The organism is Sporolactobacillus sp. KGMB 08714 (assembly GCF_036598985.1).
Classification (GTDB): Bacteria; Bacillota; Bacilli; order Bacillales; family Sporolactobacillaceae; genus Sporolactobacillus.
In genome coordinates this window covers 11,282-36,807 of the sequence record NZ_JAUUBW010000019.1, presented here as the reverse complement: position 1 = coordinate 36,807, position 25,526 = coordinate 11,282, and the positions used below count along the sequence as shown (strand labels likewise).

Annotated in this window: 21 protein-coding genes and 1 other RNA gene; 3 read left to right on the top strand and 19 right to left on the bottom strand. The window is 49.7% G+C overall.

The features are described 5' to 3' along the window. Positions 1-113 precede the first annotated feature (113 nt). The 5 genes from rnpB to Q6A92_RS09915 form a co-directional block, all read right to left on the bottom strand. An RNA gene (gene rnpB / locus Q6A92_RS09935) (RNase P RNA component class B) lies at positions 114-503 on the bottom strand. A 72-nt stretch (positions 504-575) separates the two neighbouring features. Next, positions 576-893, bottom strand: a complete 318-nt coding sequence (gene gpsB, locus Q6A92_RS09930; RefSeq protein WP_274399547.1) for a cell division regulator GpsB — start codon at positions 891-893, stop codon at positions 576-578. 69 nt (positions 894-962) lie between these two features. Further along, positions 963-1,544 (bottom strand): DUF1273 domain-containing protein, encoded by a 582-nt coding sequence (locus tag Q6A92_RS09925; protein ID WP_274399549.1) that lies wholly within the window; start codon positions 1,542-1,544, stop codon positions 963-965. Positions 1,545-1,755: 211 nt separating this feature from the next. Continuing rightward, the gene (locus Q6A92_RS09920) at positions 1,756-3,042 is read right to left on the bottom strand and encodes a ribonuclease H-like domain-containing protein (RefSeq protein ID WP_274399551.1); all 1,287 of its coding nucleotides are present in this window, start codon (positions 3,040-3,042) and stop codon (positions 1,756-1,758) included. Then, the gene (locus Q6A92_RS09915; RefSeq protein ID WP_274399553.1) at positions 3,033-5,303 is read right to left on the bottom strand and encodes a DEAD/DEAH box helicase; all 2,271 of its coding nucleotides are present in this window, start codon (positions 5,301-5,303) and stop codon (positions 3,033-3,035) included. Before Q6A92_RS09915 ends, Q6A92_RS09920 begins: the two co-directional genes overlap by 10 nt. Before the next feature lie 169 nt (positions 5,304-5,472). Between Q6A92_RS09915 and Q6A92_RS09910 the strand changes: the two genes are divergently transcribed. Next, positions 5,473-6,201, top strand: a complete 729-nt coding sequence (locus tag Q6A92_RS09910; protein ID WP_274399554.1) for an SIR2 family NAD-dependent protein deacylase — start codon at positions 5,473-5,475, stop codon at positions 6,199-6,201. A gap of 44 nt (positions 6,202-6,245) precedes the next feature. On the opposite strand, the gene Q6A92_RS09905 is transcribed toward Q6A92_RS09910, so the two are convergent. The 13 genes from Q6A92_RS09905 to Q6A92_RS09850 form a co-directional block, all read right to left on the bottom strand. After that, positions 6,246-6,902: an HAD family hydrolase gene (locus Q6A92_RS09905; RefSeq protein WP_274399555.1), complete on the bottom strand. Its 657-nt coding sequence runs from the start codon at positions 6,900-6,902 to the stop codon at positions 6,246-6,248. A gap of 83 nt (positions 6,903-6,985) precedes the next feature. After that, the gene (locus Q6A92_RS09900; protein ID WP_332238011.1) at positions 6,986-8,866 is read right to left on the bottom strand and encodes a thioredoxin domain-containing protein; all 1,881 of its coding nucleotides are present in this window, start codon (positions 8,864-8,866) and stop codon (positions 6,986-6,988) included. Positions 8,867-8,904: 38 nt separating this feature from the next. Then, positions 8,905-9,066 carry a DUF255 domain-containing protein gene (locus Q6A92_RS09895; protein ID WP_274399558.1) on the bottom strand — a complete coding sequence of 54 codons (162 nt, stop codon included), beginning with the start codon at positions 9,064-9,066 and terminating at the stop codon, positions 8,905-8,907. Positions 9,067-9,579: 513 nt separating this feature from the next. Continuing rightward, on the bottom strand, positions 9,580-9,777 hold the full coding sequence (locus Q6A92_RS09890; RefSeq protein ID WP_274399560.1) for a hypothetical protein: 198 nt from the start codon (positions 9,775-9,777) through the stop codon (positions 9,580-9,582). A gap of 208 nt (positions 9,778-9,985) precedes the next feature. Further along, entirely contained in the window at positions 9,986-12,121 is a 2,136-nt protein-coding gene (locus Q6A92_RS09885) for a hypothetical protein (protein WP_332238008.1), read from the bottom strand. 113 nt (positions 12,122-12,234) lie between these two features. Beyond that, the gene (locus Q6A92_RS20300) at positions 12,235-12,462 is read right to left on the bottom strand and encodes a hypothetical protein (RefSeq protein WP_443029716.1); all 228 of its coding nucleotides are present in this window, start codon (positions 12,460-12,462) and stop codon (positions 12,235-12,237) included. Further along, positions 12,462-13,238, bottom strand: coding sequence for a mannose-1-phosphate guanylyltransferase (locus Q6A92_RS09880; RefSeq protein ID WP_332238006.1), 777 nt, complete (start codon positions 13,236-13,238; stop codon positions 12,462-12,464). Before Q6A92_RS09880 ends, Q6A92_RS20300 begins: the two co-directional genes overlap by 1 nt. Before the next feature lie 55 nt (positions 13,239-13,293). Further along, positions 13,294-14,226, bottom strand: coding sequence for a GDP-L-fucose synthase family protein (locus Q6A92_RS09875; RefSeq protein WP_332238004.1), 933 nt, complete (start codon positions 14,224-14,226; stop codon positions 13,294-13,296). A gap of 36 nt (positions 14,227-14,262) precedes the next feature. After that, positions 14,263-15,285, bottom strand: coding sequence for a GDP-mannose 4,6-dehydratase (gene gmd / locus Q6A92_RS09870; protein ID WP_332238003.1), 1,023 nt, complete (start codon positions 15,283-15,285; stop codon positions 14,263-14,265). Between the two features lie 667 nt (positions 15,286-15,952). Then, complete coding sequence (menC, locus tag Q6A92_RS09865; protein WP_274399565.1) at positions 15,953-17,059, bottom strand: o-succinylbenzoate synthase; 1,107 nt, start codon at positions 17,057-17,059, stop codon at positions 15,953-15,955. A 50-nt stretch (positions 17,060-17,109) separates the two neighbouring features. Continuing rightward, positions 17,110-17,931, bottom strand: a complete 822-nt coding sequence (gene menH, locus Q6A92_RS09860) for a 2-succinyl-6-hydroxy-2,4-cyclohexadiene-1-carboxylate synthase (RefSeq protein ID WP_332238002.1) — start codon at positions 17,929-17,931, stop codon at positions 17,110-17,112. Then, the gene (gene menD, locus Q6A92_RS09855) at positions 17,928-19,673 is read right to left on the bottom strand and encodes a 2-succinyl-5-enolpyruvyl-6-hydroxy-3-cyclohexene-1-carboxylic-acid synthase (protein ID WP_332238001.1); all 1,746 of its coding nucleotides are present in this window, start codon (positions 19,671-19,673) and stop codon (positions 17,928-17,930) included. The genes menH and menD overlap by 4 nt, the downstream gene beginning before the upstream one ends. Then, positions 19,673-21,073 (bottom strand): isochorismate synthase, encoded by a 1,401-nt coding sequence (locus tag Q6A92_RS09850; protein ID WP_274399569.1) that lies wholly within the window; start codon positions 21,071-21,073, stop codon positions 19,673-19,675. Before Q6A92_RS09850 ends, menD begins: the two co-directional genes overlap by 1 nt. Before the next feature lie 279 nt (positions 21,074-21,352). Here Q6A92_RS09850 and Q6A92_RS09845 point away from each other — a divergent pair, with 279 nt between their 5' ends. Together Q6A92_RS09845 and Q6A92_RS09840 are read left to right on the top strand one after the other, a co-directional pair. Then, positions 21,353-22,126: a hypothetical protein gene (locus tag Q6A92_RS09845; protein WP_332238000.1), complete on the top strand. Its 774-nt coding sequence runs from the start codon at positions 21,353-21,355 to the stop codon at positions 22,124-22,126. Between the two features lie 18 nt (positions 22,127-22,144). Continuing rightward, on the top strand, positions 22,145-23,014 hold the full coding sequence (locus Q6A92_RS09840) for a DUF3307 domain-containing protein (RefSeq protein ID WP_274399571.1): 870 nt from the start codon (positions 22,145-22,147) through the stop codon (positions 23,012-23,014). A gap of 119 nt (positions 23,015-23,133) precedes the next feature. On the opposite strand, the gene Q6A92_RS09835 is transcribed toward Q6A92_RS09840, so the two are convergent. Then, a complete protein-coding gene (locus Q6A92_RS09835; protein ID WP_332237999.1) occupies positions 23,134-25,110 on the bottom strand; it encodes an acyltransferase family protein in 1,977 nt (658 codons plus the stop codon). Positions 25,111-25,526: the final 416 nt, after the last annotated feature.

Genomic DNA, 25,526 nt, shown 5'->3' with positions numbered 1-25,526 from the left:
CCAAGCAGCCTCTTCGTTCTAAAAAAGTTCAGCGCCTTTCCCGGTCCCAACTTTTTATCGGCAATAAAAAAAGCCCGTAAAGGGCTTTTCTTTTAAAAAATGCATTATTCATGTTCTGTAAGCCATGTTCTGTACTTTCGCACTCAAACGGAGCGGTCGCTCCTCGTACAAAAGCGGCAATCATCTATCTACAGAATCATCTGTCCCTTTTTCCGTTCGATTCCTTCCAAAGGGTTCCTCTACCAAGTTTGAGTTTCCCGCTCGAGGGGTTTACCGCGTTCCACTTCTTTCGTTTCCGAAAGAGATCGTCACTATGGCACTTTCAAGATTACTGAACCATATCCCCCGGAAGGGACACAGGCCGTTCATCTGCCGTTAGCCCGGACAGTTCCGGACTACCCTGGCTTATGACTTCGCCAGGCACGAACACTACGATCATCACAGATCGTGCGAGCATGGACTTTCCTCTATATTCTCAAGGAATACAGCGATCACCCGAACACAAACAATGTCACAGATGTACATTATAATCCATTTTTATAAAAGAATCAACCCTTGTTCAACAATCGTCTCTTTTATTCATCGAGACGGTTGCCAAAAACGTGCTTTTCAAGATTAGAAAGCCGTTTCAGAATATCGTAATTCGTCTGTCCCTGGTTTTCCGGAGGAACCGGCTGCTCTCTCTGTGATTCTCCACGCGAAAGAAGCTCGCTTTTCAGTCGTTTGTTTTCTTCGCGGAGACGCGAAATTTCCCCATTAAATATATCGTAGTCACTGATTACCGCATCCAGGAATTGATCAACCTCATCTGCCTGATATCCGTGAAAAACTGTTTTGAATTCTTTATGCAGAATTTCATTTTTCGTCAGTTTGACCGTTTTTTGATCTGCCATTCTGAACCATCACCCCAAAGTTCGAATCTAATTACATTATATTTTTTCAAATTTGCCCGGCAATGTCAATTACATCTGCGACCAATAATCCGGATTTTGCTGCTGAAGCTCTTCCGCCGCAGATGAGAGATCGTAACGGTCGATCATCCGGATCGGATAGTCCTCATTCCCGGCTTTCCGTTTTGCCGCGGCCAGACAGTATTTCGGCGACCCCGGGGTCTCTTCATCATAAAGGACCAGTGCTCCATCGGTTTTCGCAACCAGATAATCGTTTTTCTGCCTGAGCTGCACCGGGCTCTCATACGGACGCCGACTGATCGCTCCCGTAAAATCCGCCGCCTCGATAATTCGATAATATTGCTCCTTAAGCCAGTCCTTATAGCGTACTTCCTGATTAAGGAAGGGAACCAGCACAGCGAGTTTAATATCAAGGCCGTCTTCTTTTTTCACTTCAAGACAGGCGTCGCCCGCCCAGAGTTCGACGCCCGCCTGGCCGCTGATCACAAACCACGTCGTCCCCTCGTCGGCAAGTCTCCTGATTTGCTTCTTCAGACAATAACGGATGACGGGTATTCCCTGATGATCGGCTGTAAATATGCCCAGTTCGTAAGGTTTGTATCCTGTGACAAGAACGACTTCCGAATGATCCATGATTTTCACCCTCTGCTTGTTTCGCCGTCCTTTATTTCCCGCCAAAGGGAATTAAACAGCGCGGGGTTCATGACATCAAGGTTTTAAACGGCGAATGATGTCGAATCGGCCGAAAAAAATATTGATAAATGTTCGATAATTGCCGATTGCGGGCGCTATTTGCGCTTACCCGGGCAATAAAAATGCTGCCCTATTTTCATTATCTGCGATTTTATCCTCGTTCTTTTTTTCTCAGCCACTTTTCATCCAGGCGATTGATCCGCTTTATATAGGCCGACGTTTTTCTTTCGATTATCTCATCCGGCAATGTTTTCTGCTTCTCCTGCAGCGATCTGAGCGCACGTTCCGTATAACTAATGGCGCCTTCATAGTTTTGAAACTGATGCTCCATCAGTTTTGCGGCTTCGATATAAATATGATCATCCGCCCTGTTGTCGTCGCCAATGACCGACTGCAGCATTGTTAAGGCCTGTCCGTAATATCCTTCCCGTTTGTATAGAGCAGCCACCTGAGCCCTGGAGCGGGCGCCTATCGCCGAATCGTGAGCCGCCAGCTTTCTGAACAGCGGAAGGGCTCTTTCACTGTCGCCGATTTGACGGTACCACCTGGCGATCTCATAACGCTCATGCTCATCGCACGGCATATTCCCGAGAATTTTGTTTGATAGATGGATATATAAAGCGATCAGAGACAGCACATCGGTCCGATTGTGTTCAATAATTCCCTTAACAAGGTCCGCTTCCGGCCGCTTTAAAAATTGAAAGTAGAGGAAGGGAGCCATCTTACCCGGAACGTCTTCTTCACGTTCCAGGCCGAGAATTTCCTTTTCCACCGTCTGCAGGCGGACAGAATCCAGACGGTTCTTCCACAGGCGGCGTGAAGCATGCAGCAGATCGAAATGGCCGAAAGCCGGAAGGCGCGGCACCTGATCACGGACAAAGCGGTGGCGCGTCTTCACTCGCGGCCAGTCAAATGCTTTGCCGTTAAACGTCACCAGATTCTTCAGAGAATGACTGTCTCTCAGAAAAGCATTGAAAAAGGCCGCCTCATGTCCGGGCCCGGGGAGGAAATACTGTCTCATGATCACACCGGCCGGAGTCACACGGGCCAGGCCGATCAGAAAAATCATCTGCCCGGTTCCGGAAGCCAGTCCGGTCGTCTCCGTATCAAAAAAGAGCAGATCTTCCGCCGCCAATCCGTATGCGGAAAGCGGATGCACGGAAGATCCCTTCTGCCAGTCTGAAACCGTCTTAAAAAGAGCGCCTGCCGAATAAGGGCCGATCGCTGTCTCCGGCTTCAGTCTTTCAGTATGGACCAAAACGTACTGATTATCAAAATGACGGATCTCCGCATCCATATCCCGTGCCGCCTGCCTGATCTCCCGTTCATAGGTGTCGGAATCGGTGCTTACTTTTTTCTCTTTGTGTTCCTGATTTTCTGCTTTCTGAGCCTGGTGGAGCTGTTTTTTATAAAGCTGAAGCTTTCGTTTTAGCGACACATTGATCGATCCTTTAAAAGGCGAATCAGAGCCTGTTTGGCCGCCTTTCCTTCGTTGACGAAACCGATGCAGGACGGGCAGCCGGACTCGCAGCCGCACCGCTCGGCCATCTCCTTTGCTTTTTCAAGCAACTCGGGCATCGCTTCATAGAGCTTTCTGCTGAGGCCGATTCCGCCCGGGTACTTGTCATAAATAAAGACGGTCGGCCGTTCCGTGTGCGGCGCCTTGATTTTCGGGACAACGGAAAGGTCCGCCTGATCGCACATCACGTACAGCGGAGCGGCGTGACGCAGCAGATGGCTCAGCCCGACCAGTGCCCCCTGGAAGATATCTTTTCCGAACCGGTCTACCCAGTCACTGGGAAAGCTGATCCATGCCGCATTGGTATGCATTTCCAGTTCGGGCAGGTGAATCCGTCCCCAGCCGATATTTTCAAGCGTTTCAAATCGTATTTTCTTAAAAACAGTCGGCAGCGCGCGTACAGAAACATCGCCATAGCCCTTTTCGGCATCGGCCGAAGGAAGAAAGCCGCGCTCATCCGTTTCCAGGACATCGAGCTGAACGGCCAGATCCGAATCCGTGTAATAGTTGACGTCCACGCGCCGGATATACGCCTTCCGCTCTTTCAGATCCAGTTCGTCCACATGATACTGCCGGCCCTGATGGATATAGATCGCATCTTCATAGAGCATCGTCATCGCTCCGAAGCGGTCCATCTCCCCGATCACCTTCACGTGTCCCCGGTCTGTTATATCTACGATGGCAAATGAATCCTGAACAGCGGAACGAAGACTGATCTCATTGGCCGGAAAAGCATCGCTCATCCAGTACCACTTGCCCGCCTGATAATGCAGGACATCTTCATCCGATAAAAATTCGCACAGTTCGTCCGCTTGCTGGCCGCCGAACGTATCGCCCTTTTTAAACGGCAGCTCATAAGCGGAACATTTGACATGATCGACGAGAATCATCAGGTTATCGGGATTGATCCGCGCCTCTTCCGGTTTTCTCGAGAAAAAATAATCCGGATTGCCGGTCATGTACTGGTCAAGCGGATTAGAGGAAGCAACCATGATAATCACGGCATCCTCGCTCCGTCTGCCGGTACGGCCTGCCTGCTGCCAGACACTGGCCATGTTGCCGGGATAGCCGGTCATAATGCAGACTTGCAGCCGGCCGATGTCCACGCCGAGTTCAAGGGCATTCGTGCTGACCACGCCCATAATCTCGCCGTCTCTCAGCCCCTTCTCAATTTTTCTTCTTTCCAGCGGAAGGTAACCGCCCCGATACGCACAGATTTTCGCACGTGCTTCCCGGCCGCTGTTCATTTTCTGAAGATGGCTGACGAGAAGCTCCACTTTCAGGCGGCTCCTCGCGAAAACAATCGTCTGTATGCCGTTTTTGATAAACCGCGCCGCCAGATCCTTTACGGCAAGCATGTCGTCCTCACGTACATTCAATTGTTTATTAACAACCGGCGGATTATAGAACAGGAAATGCTTTCGTACGCTCGGCGCGCCGTTGCGGTCGATCAAAGCCATCTTCCGCCCGGTCAGCGCCTCAGCATGCTCTTTCGGGTTGGCAATCGTCGCCGACGTACAGATAAACTGGGGACGGCTGCCGTAATAGCTGCAGATCCGGGCCAGCCGGCGCAGAACATTGGCCACATGGCTTCCGAAAACTCCCCGGTACGTATGCAGTTCATCAATGACAATGTATTTCAGATTTTCAAACAGCGACACCCATTTTGTATGGTGAGGCAGAATGGATGAGTGAAGCATATCCGGATTCGTCATGACGATCTGCCCCGCCTGCCGTATTTTCTGCCTGATTTCTCCCGATGTGTCGCCGTCGTATGTATAACTTTTCAGAGGGACTCCGATCGCGTCGATCAGTTCTCCCATTTCATTTTTCTGATCCTGCGCGAGCGCTTTGGTCGGAAAAAGATAAAGCGCCCGGGACGACGGATCGGAAAGAACGGTCTGCAGTACCGGGAGATTATAACAAAGCGTCTTGCCGGACGCTGTCGGCGTCACAAGAACGAGATCTTTTCCGGCCAGAACGGTCTCAAAGGCTTCCGCCTGATGGACATAAAGCGATCCGATGCCGCGCGCAACAAGCGCCCGCTTCAAACGCCCATCCAGATTTTCCGGAAAAGGAGCCATCATTGCCTTTCTGCCGGGAATGGTGTGCCAATGTACAATATTCGGATCCTTTTTCAGCATCGCCAGCAGATCCGCCATCGATTGACGCACTTTCATCCGGGACACCTTCCTTATCCTTTTTTATAAAGCTCGGTCAACTACTGACTAACTTTTGCCTTTAATTATAGCATAACGAATAAATGTTCGCTATATAAAGTGTATGATTTATTCTACTATAAAGATGAGATTCACCGCATCGAATCAATGAAACGAGGAGGTTGTTTTTATGAAGACTTTGAACCAGATCGTTGCCGGGGATAAGCGGATTGCTGTTCTGACAGGTGCCGGCGTCAGCGTCCCCTCCGGAATCCCACCCTTCCGCGGAAGCAACGGGCTCTATCAGCATGCCGATGTCGGACGTTATCTTTCAATGAACTATTTCGAGAGCCGGCCCGAATCATTCTGGGCGTTCTACTGGTCCCTGTTTGACGCGGACCTGCTGCTCGGCGCAAAACCCAATCCGGTCCATCTTTGGCTGAGCAGCCTTGAAAAAGACAGAGAAGTGACCGTTATGACACAAAATATCGACGGCCTCCATTCAAAAGCAGGAAGCCGTCATGTCATCGAGGTACACGGCGCTTTCGACCGCACTGTATGCCCGAAATGCGGGGCTGTCTACCCGACCGATTCTGTCCGTCATGAAAAAGTTCCGCGCTGTACGGCCGAAGATTCTAAAGGCGGTATTTGCGGAACTGTCCTGAAACCGGATATTGTGCTTTTCGGTGAAGCTGTCCGTGGTTTTGAGCAGGCGGAAAATGCGGTTCGGACCGCCGACCGTCTGCTCATTTTAGGCACGTCGCTGACCGTGACGCCAGCCAACCTGCTTCCCGTCTATGCGGCCATGAACGGGATTCCCACCTTGCTCGTCAATGACCGTCCGGCCGTGCAGATGGACAGCATCGACACTTTTATCAAGGCAGATTTCAACCACTTTGATCCGGACACGCTGAGCTGATCCGATTATTCGGAGATGTTCTTCCGGGATTGCCCGGATTTTTTTTAAAGTGCCCTTTCGCCCTTCAGCCAATCGATCAATTGACTGACTTTCGACCAATGATAGTCCGGCCGTGCGGGAAAAGAGCTCGACTGGGTGACCGGAAGCCACTGCACGGCCGCCGTTCTGATACCCGCGGCTTTTCCTGCCAGAATATCCGTATTGCTGTCCCCGATGTAGATGGCTGTTTCCGGCAAGGCCGCAAATTTATTAAGCGTCTTTTTGATCCCCTCCGGATCCGGCTTGGGCCTGCTGACATCGTCGCCTGTGATCACACTTTCAAAAAAGCCTTTAAAACCGAGCGCTTTTTCAGACAGGCGGTAAGCGCGCCGGCTCTTTCCGGTGATCACACCGATTTTCATCCGGAGCTCTTTCAGCTCCTGAAGCAGATTTACAATATCCGAATTGTCCTCAACATAATCGTGATGCCGGTCTTCATAGATCTGATAATAAGAGTCAATAGCTTCCTGAATCTTCTCTTTATGCCGGAAGTTCCTGGCGATCATACTGTCTTCCGTCGGACCGAACATCGAAACGATTCCATTTTCATCAAAAGAGCGTCCGTCGAACTTTTCGAAGACCTGCTTCATGCCGTATATCGCCAGCGGCAACGTATTGGCGAGCGTGCCGTCGAAATCAAACAATACCGTATTGACGTTCATTTTCTTCCTCCCCATCTGATCTCCTGTTTCTCCATCATACCATAATGAGCAAAAGGCTTTGTAAAAGAGAAGTTAAGGCACAATTAGGAATCTGTTTCACCAAGCTGCCTGAGCAGCTGCCCGAGGTGAACGACGGGAAGATGGCAGATAAAATCCTCACAGAGAAAATAGGTTGTCCGGCCGCCGATGGCCGAATACACGTTCAAGTGCGGATTCAGCTTTCCCAGCGTATCTTCGTCCCCCGCAAAAAGAGTCACTTCAGGAAGAAAAAGCGATTGCAGCCGCCTGATGGCATCATTGAAAGAGTCTCCCTTCCCGCCTTTCAGGACGATGAGTTCTTTCGGAATGGATGCCCGAAAGAGCAGAGCCGTCAGCATAAAGGTGTAACCGGGCGGATAAGTACGAATATCTTCGGCAAAAGCGGAAAATACTTTTTCCGCATAACGGGCATAGCCGCTCTCTCCGGTCCGCTGCGCAAGGCGCAGCAGAACAAAAGCTGCCGCACTGTTTCCGGACGGAATCGCATGGTCATAGGCGTCTTTCGTCTTAAGAACCAACTGTTTGTCACGAGCGGCACAGAGCCTGAATCCGCCGCCCGCCTCATCCCAGAACCGGGCGATCATCTCATCGGCAAGGTGCTTCATTTCTTTCAGGTAAATCGGATGAAAGGTTGCTTCGTACAGAGCTTCACAAGCGAGTGATAAGAATGCGTAATCATCCAGATAGGCGTCATATCTTGTTTCGCCGTCGCGAAAGCGGGCCATTAATCTTCCGTTTTGTATCAGATGCTTTTCGACGAATTGCCACGCACTTTCTGCTAAGTTTACATAATCTTTTTTATGTAGAACAAAGCCTGCCTTAGCCAGAGCCGTGATCATCAGTCCGTTCCAGGAGGTCAGAATTTTATCATCTTTGCGCGGATGCACACGGCCGTTCCGTGCTTCAAGCAGCTTCTTTCCGGCTTCATGCAATCGGTCCGCAAGTTCTGCTGCGCCGACAGAAAATCTTTGGGCCAGATCGGCCGGATCGGTCCCAATCAGGTTCGGTATGTTCTTCCCGTTGAAATTTCCTTCGCGGGCGATATGATACGCGGTGCAGAACAGCCTTGCCTGCTCTTTTCCGAGAATTTCGCAGACTTCTTCCCGCGACCAGACATAGTATTTCCCTTCGATCCCTTCCGAGTCCGCATCTTCCGCACAATAAAAACCGCCGGACGGACTGCGGAGTTCCCTGCCGCAGTATTCAAAAATATCATCGATCACACGCTCAAAAAGCGGATCGGCGGTTGCCTGGTAGGCTTCCGTATAGGCGATCGCAAGCATGGCCTGGTCGTAAAGCATTTTCTCAAAATGCGGAACCAGCCATTTCCTATCCGTTGCATAACGCGAAAATCCGCCCCCGATATGATCGTGAATGCCGCCCCTGGCGATCGACACAAGCGTTTTTCGGACCATCCCGACGGCCCGTCCGTTTTTTCTCCAGCGCGCGTAACGCAGCAGAAACAGGAGCTGATGAGGCGCCGGAAATTTCGGAGCCGCTCCGAACCCGCCGTACTGCGGATCAAAATTTTGCAGAAGGTGATTAAAAACTTCATCGAGAACGTCTTCGGGCAGGGAGACATTCCGTCTCGATTCTTCCGACAGCGTTCTGACAATCCGGTCTGCCAGGCTTTCAATCTCGGAAGGATTGTCATCATATTGCTTTTTCAGAGACAACAAAACATCCTTAAAACACGGATGGCCGTACACGCTTGTTTTCGGGAAATAGGTGCCTGCATAGAACGGATTCCGGTCCGGCGTCAGAAACACGTTCAGAGGCCATCCGCCTTGTCCGCTGAGGGCCTGACATACTTTCATGTACACCGCATCAATGTCCGGACGTTCCTCACGGTCCACCTTGATGGACACATAATATTGATTCAGCAGCCCTGCCGTTTCTTCATCTTCAAATGATTCGCGTGCCATCACATGGCACCAGTGACATGTAGCTTTATCACGCCAGCTCAGGAATACCCAATCGATACGAAAATAAGTTTATTTTCGCGTTTCGCTTTGTCGAATGCATCGGCTCCCCATGGATACCAGTCAACCGGGTTGTGTGCATGCTGAAGCAGATACGGAGACTTTTCAGCGATTAATCGATTGGGTTTCTTATTGATCGGCATGGAACCACCTTCTTTCTTTATCAGCTCTTCTTCTTTATCTTACCCTAAGAATACGGCAAAAACGAATGGTATGAGGTTTCGGGGAAAAAAATATGAGTATTTCTTTCGTTCATTTTCCTGCTGAGCCTTCAGATGATGACCGGCCTTTCCTGAGACATCAATCTCTCGAAAGACGGAGAGCGCTTCCGTGAATAACGGACTTCTGCAACAGCCGATAAACTCCTGTCACGGTTGATAAACCGGGTGTACCTGCTGACGACCGATTAATCGCCGGCGACGGCCGATAAAACCGCGGTAATAATCGGTAAACAGCTCAATAATGGACTAAAATCCGATCCATACAGCCAGGCCGCCGGCCAGTATCGGTCCGAGAATCCTCATCCCCGAAAAAATTGGCTAATTGCCCCCAAAGCAGCAGACAATCGCCCTAAAAGGGCCTCGATTCGCCCTATTCCGGCGAAATATCGGCCCATCAGGAGTTTAAACCGAAAGCAACCGCTGATAAGCAGCCATTTAAAGTTGATAGCCGGCATTTTCATCAATCGCGGCAGCCGAAGAAAAAGATCGGGCATCTCCGCAGGCAGCGCCTGTCTGCGCCGGACAGCCCTCTTTTTCAGCGAAATAAACCGCCGTTCTCATGAGCATTCCGGAAGAATCGATGGCATTTTCACGCTGGGGCCCGACTGATACATGAGTTGAGGGGATACCCATTAAAATAAAAACCGCCCGCCTAAGTGAACGGCCGATCGGTTTCTAAAGAAACTATAGGAGTGATCGAGCACTTTTTTTCTCTTTGCAAAAACTCTCTTGCCTCCGCAAGAAAGGCATTTATCCTGCCGGATATGAATGAAAAGAAGGCGGAAGAAAGGGAGCAAGACGGGTGTTTGAAGCGGACTGCCGTTTGTTGTTTTTCCTTTCACTAAATTGCGATACCGTTTTTCGTAATCACGATACCCCACATCTTGCGATCCAATTCATAATAATCGGCAACATCCGGGTATAATTTCTTTACATACTTTTCCATAACAATGGTGTCAATCAGATGTTTATTCAGTTCCTGATCCCACTGCTGCGGATGGATTTCATGGTATCCAATCGGATTCAATATCCGTTTCGTTATTTTATTTTTTGATGCGGGGACGCAGACCATCCACCAGTCCCAGGCGGGCTGTCCCATGCAGAGTCCATCGTCCTGATAAACAGATATCAAGTCTCTGTCGAAAAAGAAATAGTCGACGCCGTTGCTGAGCGTACCCGAGGAATCACTTATATGGGTGACATCCATTCTGTGTCCGTAAACCAGGCTGTTCAGCGCCTCACTGTAAATAACGTTTATAAAATCGGGCCTTATATTCCTGAACTGGACGTCAGAATTGATGATTCCGACAACTTTATAATCCGTACTGTTGAGATAACTCATAAAATCATAGATATAAATATAGGGTTTGCCGTATTTTTCTTTGGCGCTTCTTTTCACGATGTGAAACTTAATGTCCGGAAAATGGGCCTTAAGCGTATCTGCTTCTTCTTCCGTATTCAGAGAAACGACATCAAAACCCGCATCCAGCCATGATTTTATGGCCCTTTTTTGTGCCTCTATTCTGTCGGGACTGACGGAAGTCGCCACTAAGATGGGCTTGAGCTTGAGCGCTTTTCTATTTGAAACAGCCGGAATTTCCGTCCCTTCAAGCCTTTTTTCCGGTGTCTTGGAAGCAGGAAGCTCAAGAAAAGGAGCCGCGGCTTTCTTCTCATAGTTAATGCCGTTGGGTGAAACAGCCGGAATTTGCAGCTTTTCAGGCTTCGTCTCCGGCACTTCTGCGAGAGGGGGCTCCGGTGATGAAACCGTATCTTCCGCCTCATATTTGATACTGTTTGGTGAAGCGGCCGGAATTTCCGTCCCTTCGAGCCTTTTTTCCGGCGTCTTGAGAGCAGGAAGCTCAGGCAAAGGAGCCGCGGCTTTCTTCTCATAGTTAATGCCGTTGGGTGAAACGGCCGGAATTTGCAGTTTCTCAGGTTTCGTCTCCGGCACTTCTGCGAGAGGGGGCTCCGGTGATGAAACCGTATCTTCCGCCTCATATTTGATACTGTTTGGTGAAGCGGCCGGAATTTGCTTTTCTTCGGGTTCCGTCTCCGGCACTTCTGCAGCAGGAGATTCCAGTGGAGAAGCCGTATCTTCCGCTTCATATTCAATGCCGTTTTTGGAAATCACAATATCCCACATTTTACTGTTCAGTTCACGTTTTGCTGCGCCGGGATACAATTTTTGCAAATAATTTCTGAAAACGACACTTTCGATGAGATACTGGTTCAGCGATTCATACCACTCCTTGGGGTGGATCTGATGGAAGGCAATTTTACTTAATAACCGTTTGGTCGGTTTATGAGCCGCAGCGGCAACGCAGACCATCCACCAGTCCCAGGCGGGCTGTCCCAGGCACATTCCGTCGTCCTTGTAAATCGGAATCAGGTTTTTATCGAAGAAGAAATAGTCGACTCCGTTCCTGAGAGTCCCATAGTTATCACTAAGATGGCTCACATCGAGCCTGTGTCCGTATACAAGACTGCCGGCCGCCTCCCGCCGGATAAAATCAACAAAATTGCGGCGGACGCCTTTAAAATAGATATCGGAATTGACGATCCCGACAATATCGTAATCCGTGCCGCTCAAATAGCGCATGATATCGTAGATATAGATATAGGACCGCCCGTATCGTTTTTTAGCGCTTCTTTCAATGATATGGAAGTGGATATTGGGAAAATAAGGCTTCAGCCGCTCGGCCTCTTCCCGGGTGTTCAGAGCAACTACTTTAAAACCCGTTTTCAGCCATGTATCAATCGCTTCTGTTTGCAACTTAATATCATCCGGTTTAATGGAAGTCGCTACTAAAATATCCTTTGTGTTTTCATTTTTCTCCGGCACACGGCATTGGCTCGCCCCGCTGTTTTGATCCGTCTGTCCAGTCTTGCCGACAGTTAATGGTTCTTCCCGGATAATTCTGATTTTGAAATTTTCGTGTTTTTGAAAAATGCTCAAATCATGATTCGCCGAATGCATCAGACACTCCTCCTGAAATATTTTTTCTCTCAAAAGCAAAAATAAAAATATGCTGAATCTTAATTCAACGGCCGCCGTCTGTATTTATTGCGAAAAATCGAAAAGCGGCATGCCTATAAATATTTTTCATACCCGTTTTTCTTAAGCATTTCGACTAAAGCTTTTACGTCCTGCGCCCTGGACTTCGGACAAACAATAATCGTACCGCCGATTTCCATGACAATCATGTCGCTGAGTCCGATCGTGGTTATGAGGCTATCGAGGCTGTAAATCGTAGAATTCTCGGTATCAATGCCTAAATGTTTTCCAACGACGGAATTATTATGGTCGTCTTTTCCGATCAGGATGGAAATGGCCTCCAGGCTCCCGAGTCGAAGGAGATGTCATCCAGGCCGCTGTAGGCGGCTTCAATCATCGGGGAAAAACGGGAAGTACCTTGATACTTCAAAGCTTCGGACAGTCTCTTATAATGCTCGGGCATGTGATGCCGGATTCCGGCTGCCAGTGCCTGCAGCTGCCCCGCAACAATACCGCTGTTCCATAGATATTTTTCTGTTTTGATATATTTTTCGGCCGTTTCAGGATCAGGCTTCTCTTTAAATTGGACGACTTTATATATTCCTTCCCGACTCTCGGCGCCGATTCGTATATAGCCGAACGCCGTGGACGGATAAGACGGCTTAACGCCGACAACCATAATGTCGCCGCTGTCTTCGGCCGCCTGACAGGCCTTCCGGACAGCGTTCAGATAGCCGGCTTTATTCTTAACGTAGCTATCGGCCGGAATAAAACATACCGAGCCTCGGCCGAACATTTTTTCTAAATATAAAGTTGCGTAAGCGATGCACGCTGCTGTATTTTTTTTTAAGGGATCTGTAATGATATTTGAAAGCGGAATGAAGTCCTTAACGGCCTCTTCTGTCATATTAAGATAATCTTTGTTGGTGATCACAAAGCATCTTTCTGCCGGAATCACTTCACATATACGTTCAATCGTCTGAACAAGGAACGGTTTGCCGCCGTCAATAGATATAAACTGTTTCGGTTTCTTTTCTCTGGAAAGAGGCCACAGCCTTGTTCCGGAACCTCCGGCCATAATAACGGCATAATTTTCCATATAACATAACGCACTCCTGTTGATTGATGATAAAACACACGGAACTGCAAAAAGCCTACGCTCTCAGGCTGCGGATATACGAATCATAAGTCAACCTGAGCCCTTCCTCCAGACCGATTTTCGCTTTCCATCCTAATTTTTCTATTCTGGACGAATCCAACAATTTTCTCGGCGTTCCATCCGGCATGCCCGGATCAAAAACGATGTCGCCTTTGTAATCCACTGTTTTTTTAATTAATTCCGCCAGATCGCGAATACTTAACTCCCGACCCGTGCCGATATTGATATGGCTGCGGCCGTTGTAAGTTTCCATCAGATAGACGCACGCGTCTGCCATATCATCCGCAAATAAGAATTCTCTGAGAGGCGTTCCGGTGCCCCACAATTTCACGGCCGGTTGATCGAGTCGTTTCGCAGCTTCCATTTTTGATAGAATAGCCGGAATAACGTGAGAACCGTTCGAGCCGAACTTATCATTCAGGCCGTACAGATTTGTGGGCATTGCGCTGATGAAATTCGCGCCGTACTGTTCTTTATAGTAGCTGCACATCTTAAGCCCCGATATTTTCGCCAGAGCGTAAGCTTCATTTGTCGGTTCCAGAGGACCTGTCAGCAAGTATTCTTCCTTTATCGGCTGAGGGCACAGTTTGGGATAAATACAGGAGCTGCCTAGAAAAAGAAGCTTCTTGACTTTATGGCGAAACGCGCTTTTAATGACGTTGCATTCCATGAGTAAATTATCCATAATGAAGTCTGCCGGGTAAGTGCGGTTGGCTCCGATTCCTCCGACCTTGGCCGCCGCCAGAAACACATAGTCAATTTTTTCTTTTGCGAAGAAGTCTTCAACTGCTGCCTGATTCGTTAAATCGAGTGCTCCATGGGTCCTGCCGATGATATTTTTATAGCCATTCCGATTCAGACTTCTAACTAAGGCAGAGCCGACCAGTCCGGTATGCCCTGCCACATAAATACAGCTGTTTTTTTCCATTGCAGTCAGCGCCCTTTGTTTTTTAGCATTCGTCGTTCAGCCGCTTCGGTCATGATTCATCATCATTTTAACAAGCTGTTCAAAGGTCACATTCGTTTTCCATCCAAGTTTGCTTTTGGCCTTAGACGGATCCCCCAGCAGCAGATGAACCTCGCTCGGCCTGAAGTTCTCGCTGCTGACGGAAATTAATTCTTTGCCGGTGTCCGCATCGATCCCCTTCTCATTTAACCCTTCACCGGTCCAGGTCAATTGAATACCGGCGATTCTAAAGGCCAGCTCGCAGAATTCCCTCACGGTATGCGTTTCTCCGGTTGCGATCACATAGTCGTCGGGGTGATCCTGCTGCAGCATCAGCCACATCGCTTCGACATAATCGCCTGCAAAACCCCAGTCCCTTTTTGCATTTAAATTTCCTAAAACGAGTTTTTCCCGTTTTCCGTTCAATATGTCGGCGATACCGGTTGTAATTTTTCGAGTCACAAAGTTTTTTCCTCTTCTCGGCGATTCATGATTAAAAAGGATGCCGTTGCAGGCAAACAGACCGTATGCTTCTCTGTAATTGATTGTAATCCAGTAAGCATAGAGCTTTGCAGCCGCATAAGGGCTCCTCGGATAAAAGGGCGTATTTTCATTCTGGGGAATCTCTCTGACCAGACCGTAAAGTTCACTTGAGGAAGCTTGGTAGAATCTAATGTTTGGGTTGACTTCCTTAATACACTCCAGGATACGCAAGGTCCCCAATGCATTTACATCCGATGTGAATTCCGGAATATCAAATGAAACACTGACATGGCTCTGGGCGCCCAGATTATAAAATTCAGCCGGCTGAATCGCATAGATTAATTTGCTTAAACTATTTGAATCGCTTAAATCTCCGTAGTGGAGAAACAATCTCTGCCGATCTTTTGTTTGATTTTTCAATAAATGATCGATTCTTTCTGTGTTCGGGGAACTGTGCCGCCTGACAATACCGTGCACCTCATAGCCCTTCTTAAGAAGAAGCTCGGCTAAATAAGATCCGTCCTGTCCCGTAATGCCGGTAATTATGGCTTTTTTCATTAGCGCAACACCTCATAATTCAATTACTCTATACGTTATTAATCTTTAGGCATTTTTGATTGTACTGGCACCTATTTATTGAAAGGATTATTAGCGGAGGACGTTTGTCTCACAGAAATTTTACGCAGCAGGTCTCTGCCCGCCATTTTCGCCGGGCTCTTTGCCTGTCCGCCATATGAATCGCGAACCGGCCGGTTTTGCTTGGAGAGAATATCCGGTCTTTCGCTGCGGCAGCGTTTCATCGGCCGAACTGAATCCGTCAGCGGCAGGTCTGAATGAGAAAGAGTTTAAGGAAAAAAGCGGATGGCTGAAACACGCAGTGGAGAAGGCCGGCTGCCTGAGCCTGAACACCGGACAGCAGATGTTGTTTCTAAAAAAGATAGGGCGGCATGCTTCGCATTCGGGGATAATGCTTCCGTATCTTGGCATCTGTCAGCGTCTCGGAGCGATTAATCGATGCATGTCTGAACGGCAGCTGATAAAGCAGCTTGTAACAGCCGCTGATCCGCAACGGATAATAAAAGTGCGGCGATGAAATCGATTTCAACAGCGGCGGGATTCGGCACCCGGCAGCGGAAAACGGGCAAAAAGATTCCATATTATGACAAAGGCCATGAGATTGACCTCATGGCTTTTGTGGGAGAAAAATAAATTTGGAAAACAAGTCTTACATTTTGAACACCATGCAATTTTTTGTCAGCGCTTCAAGCTGTTTTTGATTGATTCCGAATCCGATTCCTTTACCGTCCGGGACACGGATATAACCATTTTCAACTTTTATCTCAGGTTCAATAATGTCGCGCGGCCAATAGCGTGAAGAAGCAAACAGATCTCCCGGAAGTGTGAAGCCTTCAAGCGCCGCCAGAGCAATATTGTGTGCTTTAGCTACGCCGAATTCAATCATTCCCCCGCACCAGAGCGGAATGCCTTCTTTCAGACAAAGTCCGTGAATTTTCAGGGCCTCGGCCCAGCCGCCGACGCGGGCCATTTTCAGATTGACGACCCGGCAGCTGCCGAGCTTCAAAGCAGAACGTGCATCATCAAGCGAGCAAATACTTTCATCCAGACAGACCGGCGTTTTTATCTGATGCTGCAGGGCCGCATGTTCAACGAGATCGTTGTACGCAAACGGCTGCTCGATCATTTGCAGTTTAAAGGCATCGAGCTGCTTCAGATGCTCCAGATCCCGTAACGAATAGGCCGAGTTGGCATCGGCCGTCAAAGCTATATCCGGAAACCGGTCTCTGATTAGAGAAAGCAGGGCTACATCCGTCGAACGGGAAATCTTTATTTTGTAGCGCTGATAACCGGATGCCGAATAATGTTCAATCTGCCGGACCGCCTCTTCATTATTTCCCGCTGCAATCACGGCGCCAGCCGCCACTTTTTTTCTCACCGATCCGACTAACCGGCCGAGATACAGGCCTTTTTCCTTGGCATACAGATCCCATATTGCCTGGCTTAAGCCCGATTTGGCCATCCTGTTTCTCCGAATGCCGGACCATAGGGCATCCAGCACCCGGGGACCGGAAATTTCCCGATGCCGCATCAGGGGAATTAAATAGTCACGCAGCATCAGCCAGCAGGTAGCGATTGTTTCCTCCGTATACCACGGGCTGGAAAAAGGATCGGCTTCCCCATAGCCTGTTCTTCCCTCCCGATCCCTGGCTTCAATGATGATCGCTTCACGCTTTGTGACGGTTTCCAGGTGAGTGATGAAAGGTGTTTTCAGCGGCGATGAAATTAGTCGAAGGGTGATTGAATCAATCTCCATCTCATCACTCCCACTTCAGTCGAGCCAAAATTTTCGGCCGGACAGACAGTCTATTTGCGTCCGGTACGGTCGATCAGAAACTTGAGGGCTTTTTGCGAAAAAACCGACTCCTTTTCGAGATGAACCGCATGGCCGGCCGAACCAATCACTTGCCGGTCCACTTTTTTTAAACGTTTGCCCATCTGATCCGCAATGCGGCAAAATTTCCGGTCAAGCCGGCCCGTCAGCAACAAAACCGGAAAAGAGAGCGAATCAAGATCATCCCACCACGACGGCTGGGAACCGGTGCCCATGCCGAGCAGGTTGCCCGCCAGTCCGTTTTCACTGCACGCCAGCCGTTCCCTTCTTAATTTTTCCCGTTTTTCCGCCGCCATCTGCTTCTGCGATTCAAAAAGGGGGATGTTCTCCCAATAATCAACAAACCGCCTGATTCCCGAATGCCTGATAAAATCGGCGAGTTTTCGATCGTGGAGCCTGCGTGCTTTCCGGCTGTCTTCATCCGCCAGTCCGGGTGAGGCGCTTTCGAGTATCAGGCTGCGAACCCGGTCCGGGCAGGTACAGGCAAAACCGAGTGCGAGCCTTCCGCCCATCGAATAGCCCAGAATATGTACTTTCTCAAGCCCCAGCCTGTCAATCAGGGCTGCCAGGTCATTGACGGCTTCATCCATTGCATATCGCCGCGGATCTGCCGGACAGGCCGTCTGTCCGTGTCCCATTAAATCGATTTTGACCAGCCTGAACCGGTCTCCGAGCGCCTGATCGAGAAACTGCCAAGTCGCGAGACTCCCTGTGAATCCATGAAGAAGCAGCACCGTTTCGCCCTGTCCGGACATTTCAATATGATAGGCGATGCCGCGAAGTGTGACGATCATTGTCCGTCCCTTCCTAAAACCGCCGATATTTGTTCATTGACAAGGAGCCTTAGCCGCCCCCGTCTGCGGACGTTTTCTTCACGGTTTGTCCGGATCTCAATGATTTTCAATCCCGGTTTTGAAAACGAACGGGTGAAGGCCGCTGTAAATTCGCTCCAGCTGCGGACATTCTGATAATCTGCTCCATAGAGCCGTGCCGCATTGGCAAAATCCAGCCCGTGGGGCGTGCCGAACAGTGTTTCAAAATAATCCTTTTCCGCAGCCTGGGGGAGGAACGAAAAGATTCCGCCCCCGTTGTTATTGATCAGAACGATGGTCAGATCGGTCCGCTGCTGTTTGGCCGCCAGGAGGCCGTTCATATCGTGAAAAAAGCTGAGATCGCCGATCACGAGTACTGTGGGCTTGCCGGCAAGGCTGACGCCGACGGCAGTCGAAACGACACCGTCGATTCCGTTTGCGCCCCGATTGGCATAGACCGCCGCATCCCGGGTGTCTGTAAAGAGAAACGTATCCAGCTCCCGGATCGGCATGCTGTTTCCGACAAACAGGCAGGATTGATCGAGCAGCAAATCGCCGATCTGAACCATGGCTTTTTCCTCACTCAGCTTTTGTTCATCACGGACACTGAGCAGTGCCGTTTTGGCAGCCTGATTGATTTTTTTCCAAAGGAGCGGCCAGTCCCGGCGCCCGCTCTGCGGAAGAAGTCCGGTCAGATCACGGCAAAACCGTTCTTCATCGCAGTAAATCATTTCCGTTGCCGCCGCTGAAGGATCGCGCCAGCCCCGGCCGCCGTCAACCACAAAGTGAGGCGTCCGCTGCTTTTTCAGCCAAAGCGTCAGGGCTTTGGAAACAGGCATCGGCCCGAAACGGATGATCAAATCCGGCTGAAGAAGCGAAGCCGTCCGATCATCCCGCAAAAAAGCATCGTAGCACTCGATGATGTTTGAAAAAGCATGCGGTCCGCGTCTGAGCTGCGAAAGCGGATCGGCAAGAATCGGAAAACCGAGATGCTCCGCAAAAGCCGTTACGGCCTCTTCTGTCCCTGAGGATTCCAGCTGCCCGCAGATAATGATCCCTTTTTGGGCTGTTCGGATCGTTTCAGCAATCAAACGATTGTCTGAAACGGACAGGGCGAGTAGACCGCCGTGTATGCGGACAGCTTTTTCCTCCTGCCGGCGATAGCCGGCGGCCGTCTTCATGTCCGGCAGAAGCGGTTCTCTTAACGGAAAATTAAGATGCACCGGGCCGAAAGGACGGGTAAGAGCCAGCGAAACGGCCCGGGCGCAGACGGTCCGCGTGTGCCGGAGCAGGGAAAGGTCGTTTTCCGGTACCTCCATTTCGATAAACTGTTTCACATGGCTGCCGTACAATTCCGACTGGCCGATCGTCTGCGGCGCGCCGACATTCTGAAGCTCGTAAGGCCGGTCTGCCGTCAGTACAAGAAGCGGAACCCGGGCGCAGAATGCCTCGACGACGGCCGGATAATAATTGGCCGTTGCCGTTCCCGACGTGCAAAGCAGCGCGACCGGTTTTTTCTTTGCTTTAGCCAGACCAAGTGCCAGGAAAGCGGCAGAACGCTCGTCAATATCAAGATAAACCCGGATTTTCGGATTTTCCGCAAAAAGCAGGGCAAGCGGTGTGGATCTGGAGCCGGGGCTTATGACGACATCGCGGACCCCGTTAATCGAAAGTTCATCAACAAAAGAAGATAAGTAAGCCGTAAGCAGTTCACTATGATTCATCATTTCACCTCAAATGCGCTCAGCATCGGACGGAATTTGACCGCTGTTTCTTCATATTCTTTTTCCGCTATTGAGCCCTCAATCACGCCGCACCCGGCAAAAAGCGTTGCCTGCTTTCCCCGGATCAGCGCCGAACGGATCCCGACCGCGAACTCGCCGTTGCCAAATGCGTCCGACCAGCCGATCGGAGAAGCATATAATCCGCGTTCCAGATTTTCATTTTCGCGGATCCAGTCTACCGCCTGTTCCGTAGGAACGCCTCCGAGCGCCGGCGTCGGATGAAGCCGGTCGATCACATCGAAAACGGAAAACTCCGGATTGCACAGGCCCTGTACGGGAGTATATAAATGCTGAATATGTTTGTTCTTCATCAGAACCGGTTCAACGGGCACATTTAAGCTTTGGCACAGCCCGCCGAGCGCTTTTTTAATCGTCGAAACGACGTACTGATGTTCAAGCCGGTTTTTGGGATCGTTTAATAATGCTTCTCCCAGCCGTTCGTCGCTTTCTTCGTCTTTTCCCCGGACCATCGAACCCGCAAGACATGCCGAAAATAACTCACTGCCTTTTTTCCGGACAAGGCGTTCGGGGGTCGCTCCGAGAAAACAGTCGCCGGCGGATTCCAGGCTGAAAATAAAATTGCCTTTCTGCTGCTCCTGCAGCCTGTTTAAAACGGTTTCGGGATTGATCGGATCATCAAAAGCCAATTCCAGGGCCCTCGCCAATACTATTTTGTTAAGGCCGGACGTTTTGATTTGATCGACAGCCTTTCGGACGGTCCTTTTCCATTCATCCGGCTTTTTTTCTTCCTTTTCCATCAGCCGGCCCCTGAAATCCGGGACTGCAGGGAACTCCCCTGCTGCATTCTTTTTCATTTCCTGCAGGCGGCCCATCAGCTTTTTGGGATCGTCTCCGGCCGCGCAGGCTAAATTCAGCGTCAGATAAGCCTGTCCGTGAAAATCGGTCAGCGATACGGCCGGAATAGAAAACAAACCGGTCCCGAAGCGGCGCCAGAGCCGGGAAGGTTTCGTCTTCGGATCAAAAGAGAAAGCGCCGAGAAGGAGCGGACCGGTGCCTTCCCGGCCGGTAATTCCGGACAGAACGGCTTGATCCAGAATTTCCGACCATGTGTCTCTGACATTTTTAACACGTGAAACTTCTTTATCTGCTTCTATCTTAACTGCTTGTCCCAATCCGGCAATAATCTCATTGCCCGTCCCGTTTCGCCAAAAAAAACGTCCTTCGGAAAATCGGGACCGGCCCCTGTAAGAGAACGACAACGGGTCGACAGCGCCGGTTCTTTCCGTCAGGCTGAATAGAACCTTCCGACCCAGCCTGCCGGCTCTCTGAACGGCGGCCAGCAGTCCGTCATATTCTTCTGTTTCATAAGAGACAGCCAATACAATCACCCTAAATTCAATATAATGTACGAATTAACTACCCTATAAGATACTGCTTCAGCCGGAGCACTGTCAATCAAAGGCGCTGCCTATATCTTTCAACGGATGTAGACGAATTGATCGAATTTGTTATAAATTCGACGAATATATCTAATCGAAGATCAATTAGACTATTTTGTCGAATACATCTATAATAAGTGTACCGATTTTATCAATATTATTAAAAAGCTGAAAAACAGATGCGAACAAATGTTTTTAATGATAAAATGGAGGCAGCAAATGAAACGATATATTTCAGTTTTTATTATGGATATCAGCAGCTCGTCTTCCAAGGACAATTGGAACCGGATCACCGATTATCTGCAGGAATGGGAGCACGTGATCGACGGCTGGTGCAGCAATATTATGACGGCCAAGGTGTCGCATCGGCGCGGGGACGAAATCCTGTTTGTCGGCGAACACTGCTTTTCCGCTTACACGATTGCTCATTACATGAGCCTGTTTTGGAAGTTTGCGGAACAGAGGCCTTATTTCGGGCTGTCGCACGGTGCCGTGTCAGAGGACATTGACCGGCTCGATATCGAGATCTGGAATCATCCGCTGATCAAACAGGCCCGGTCCCAGAATGAAAAGATTAAACGGGACAGGGACCGGAAAATAACGATGCGCTTTGCCGATGAATCCGATTTGCACAACCTGATCTCGAACGCGGACGTCCTGAATCTGTTGATCGAAAATCAGCTCGTTCTGCAGCAGGGACAATCGGAAAATCAAAGGCTGGTTTATGCCCTCTACTCCATTTTCAATGAACAGAAAATAATTGCCCGACTCCTTAACAAGACGCCGTCCACGATATCTTCGCATTTTACAAGAGGACGAAGCGAACTTTTGCAGAAAAATTTTTTTCAGATTCAGAAACTGCTCGGCCTGGAAGAAGGAGCCGGAGTACAGGATTTTAATCGAATTTTGCTGCTGATTCACGACTTGAATGACGCTATCCGCGGACAATTGAAAAAATCAATGTCTTCGCTTCTTTTTTTTAATAAAGAATAGACTAAGAAGGGAAAATGGATGATTTTTCTAAGCCTGATTCTGGCCCATTTAGTGGGTGATTTTTATCTGCAGACCCGTACAATGGCCGCGCATAAATCCCAATATCTGATCAGGCATTTAGTGCATCACCTGATTCTCACCCTTTTCGTTTTGACGCTTCTGGCGCTCGCAAACCAGCGGCTCCATCTTTCATTCTTTCAGATCGCCTGCGCATCGCTCATGATTGTTCTCTTCCATTATGGCATCGATCAGGGAAAAATAATTGTTTCAAAAAAACACGGTTCTCCTTTATATCCGCTTTATCTGTTTGTGATCGACCAGTTTCTGCACGTTGCTTCAATCATGTTCGTCTGTGCGTTTTTTCTGAACGTGAATTTTCCGGCTTATTTCGATCGGCTGTCCGCAGTCATTAAGAAGGGACTCCCCCTTCAGGCAGCGCCGGTCAGTGTCCTTCTGCTTCTGGCGATCATGCTGATCGTCGCAACAACAGTCAGCGGTCATTTCATCAGATTTCTTGTCGGCATGATTCCCGACCGTTTATCCCTGTCTGAAGGAAAATATGTACTGACAAACCAGGAGACGGGATCGGACGCGTCCCGGAACACATCTTCTCTACAGGAAAAATACACTTATTTAATCAATAAAAAGAGCGATCGCACGCGAGGCGTGACTATCGGTTATTTTGAGAGGCTGCTGGTCATTGTCCTGATGGCCAGCGGAGCCTATTCAGGCATCGCTTTCATTGCAGCGGCCAAGTCGATCGCACGCTTCAAGCAGATGGACGACCGTGACTTTGCGGAATATTTTCTATTGGGCACCCTTGCCTCAATGTTTATCGGCGTCGTTTGCGGAATCGTTATCAAATTCATCATAAGCCGTGCCCTGTAATCGGCCGCTGTGAAATCCGGATTTTTACGGATACCGCCGGAAGAGGCTTTAGCGGGGGTTTGACGTTCAATTTTTAACGGACGGCATCAAGAGCCAGCCGGCCCGGCCGGTTATTGGATTCATTTTTTCGCAGCTGTAATCGACTGTGCCAGCAAATCCGCATAGACTTTCGAACCGGCCGTGTTCAGATGCACGGCATCCGGTTCGAAATAATCGGCGTGGCCCGCGCTCGCTGTATACCAGTTTACAAGACGTACATTGGGATACATGGATACCGCTTTTTGCAGCGACTGGTTGACCGTGGCCTGCCAGGGCCTGGGCACTCGCGTATTGACTAAAATCACATGCCGGGCAGCACCGATCTCCCGGATCATTGAGGCCAGCTGATCCATCGAAAACGGACCGTTGGTACCCAGTTCAATGACGACCGCGTCAGCCAGTTTTCCCTGGTTTTTAAGCTGCTGAATAATGCCCATGGCCTCATAAAATTGCCGTCCAACCTTTGCGTCCACAGTTGCTTTTGGAAATTCATTCATCAGGAATGGTTTAACGTCGGCCATGACCGAATCGCCGATAGCTGTGACAGGCTGTTCGCTGACAGCCGCAGCTTTCGCGGCCGGTTCACCTTTGACAGGCGCTGCCTGCGCCAGCTGATGTGAACGTACGGCACGAGCCGTTTCCACCGAGGACTGAGCTCCGCCGCTGCTGGCGGCCGGTACTTTCTCCGCCTGCCGAACGCCGGCTGTATGCTGGGTGGCCGCCGTCCGCTCGCTTGCATTCGACTCGTTCAGAGCGGCGAAGGCGGCAATAGCCGCCAGGCATAAGACGATACCCAGCACTCCGCCTCCGATAATTTTCCGCCGCGATTCCGGTTTGCTTACACTATGTATTTTCTCTCGGAACTGCGCGAACGAACCGTGTCTGATCGGATTTTCAATATACCGGAACGACAGCGACGAGATCAGGAAGATCAGGGCAACTTCCGCGATGCCGCGCACAATCTGCATGCCGCCCGAGTCGAAGTTGTTGCCCATCAATATAATAACCGGATACTGCCAGAGATATATTCCGTAAGACCGTGCACCGATCCAGCGAAGCGGAGCCAGGCCCAGACATTTCCCCAGCCATGTCGACGGGTGGGCTACCGCGGCGATCACAATAACGGTCGCCGCGGAGAGCACGAAAAGTCCGCCCCGGTAAAGGAACGGATCATACTCGTCGGCCATCGTAATCATAATGAAGATCATCACCATGGCAAGGGTTCCCATTAGATCGAGGAAGATTCGTGACCATCTCGAGAGGCTGGTTGAGAGTTTCTGACTCGGCCATATAAAGGCGAGCGCGGCACCGAGCAAAATGGAGAATGCACGGGTATCCGTACCATAGTAAACTCTGCTCGGATCCATATCAGGATGATAGAGTGCGGCCATCAGCAGGGCCGAAAGGGCGGCACCGGCCAGCGCAATGAAAAATAAATGTTTGCGGATGCCTGTGAATCTGATGGCGAAAAAGAGGAATAACGGCCAGATCAGATAGAATTGTTCCTCGACGGCGAGCGACCAGAAATGGATCAGAAGCGATGGATTGGCATAGCTTTGGAAATAGGAAAGCTGATGGAAAATGTACCACCAGTTGCTGACATAGAAAAGGGCAGCGACAGCGTCCCCTTTCAACGTGCCCAGGAGCTGCGGCCTGAACAGCGACGTCCAGACAAGCAGCAGAACGACGGTCGAAATCATGCCCGGCAGCAGGCGTTTCGCCCGTCTCAGCCAGAAATGCTTAAGATGGATCGTCTGCGATCTCTCCCACTCGGAGACAAGCAGATCGGTAATCAGATATCCTGAGAGAACAAAAAAAACACTGACGCCGAGCAGGCCTCCGCTGACCCAGGAAATGCCCAGATGATAGAAAATTACAGCCATAACAGCGATAGCCCTCAGGCCGTCAAGCCCCGGCATATAGCGTCGGTGAAGGCGTCTTTCATTCAGGGCCGTCGACCGGCTCATCGGCGCCGGCCCTTTGCTTTTTATGCTTGTTTCAACTTCGTATGTATTCGGACTGCTGCTTGCTGCCGATTCAGCAAAAATCTGCTTCATGTGCCTACCGTACCCTTCTCATGCACGAGAATTTGATTTCTTTAATGAACGCAAAAAACAATAGGAAAAGGTGCGTGAAAATCCTTTTCCCTGTCAGGAAATCCCGATACATTTATTTTTCAAGATCCAGAGCACGCACGGCCTGCGTGCCCAAATTATCTGACTTTCAAAAAACATTTCAAGTGCCGCTCTGCGGCACATAAATGCCATTCCTGATTTTACAGCTTTTGCAGAATTCTGTTGCCGGTTCCGTGTCTATGTATAGCGGGCAGTTTGCATGCTCTATAAATAATATAATCGTTGCAGACTTCGTTGTCATTGTCACGATTTCCCATTTGCTCCATTTAAGGCCGCTGATTTTCGGCAAAAATTGCTGAAAAAAGCATAAAAAGCAGATGCGACAGGTTGTCATTTTG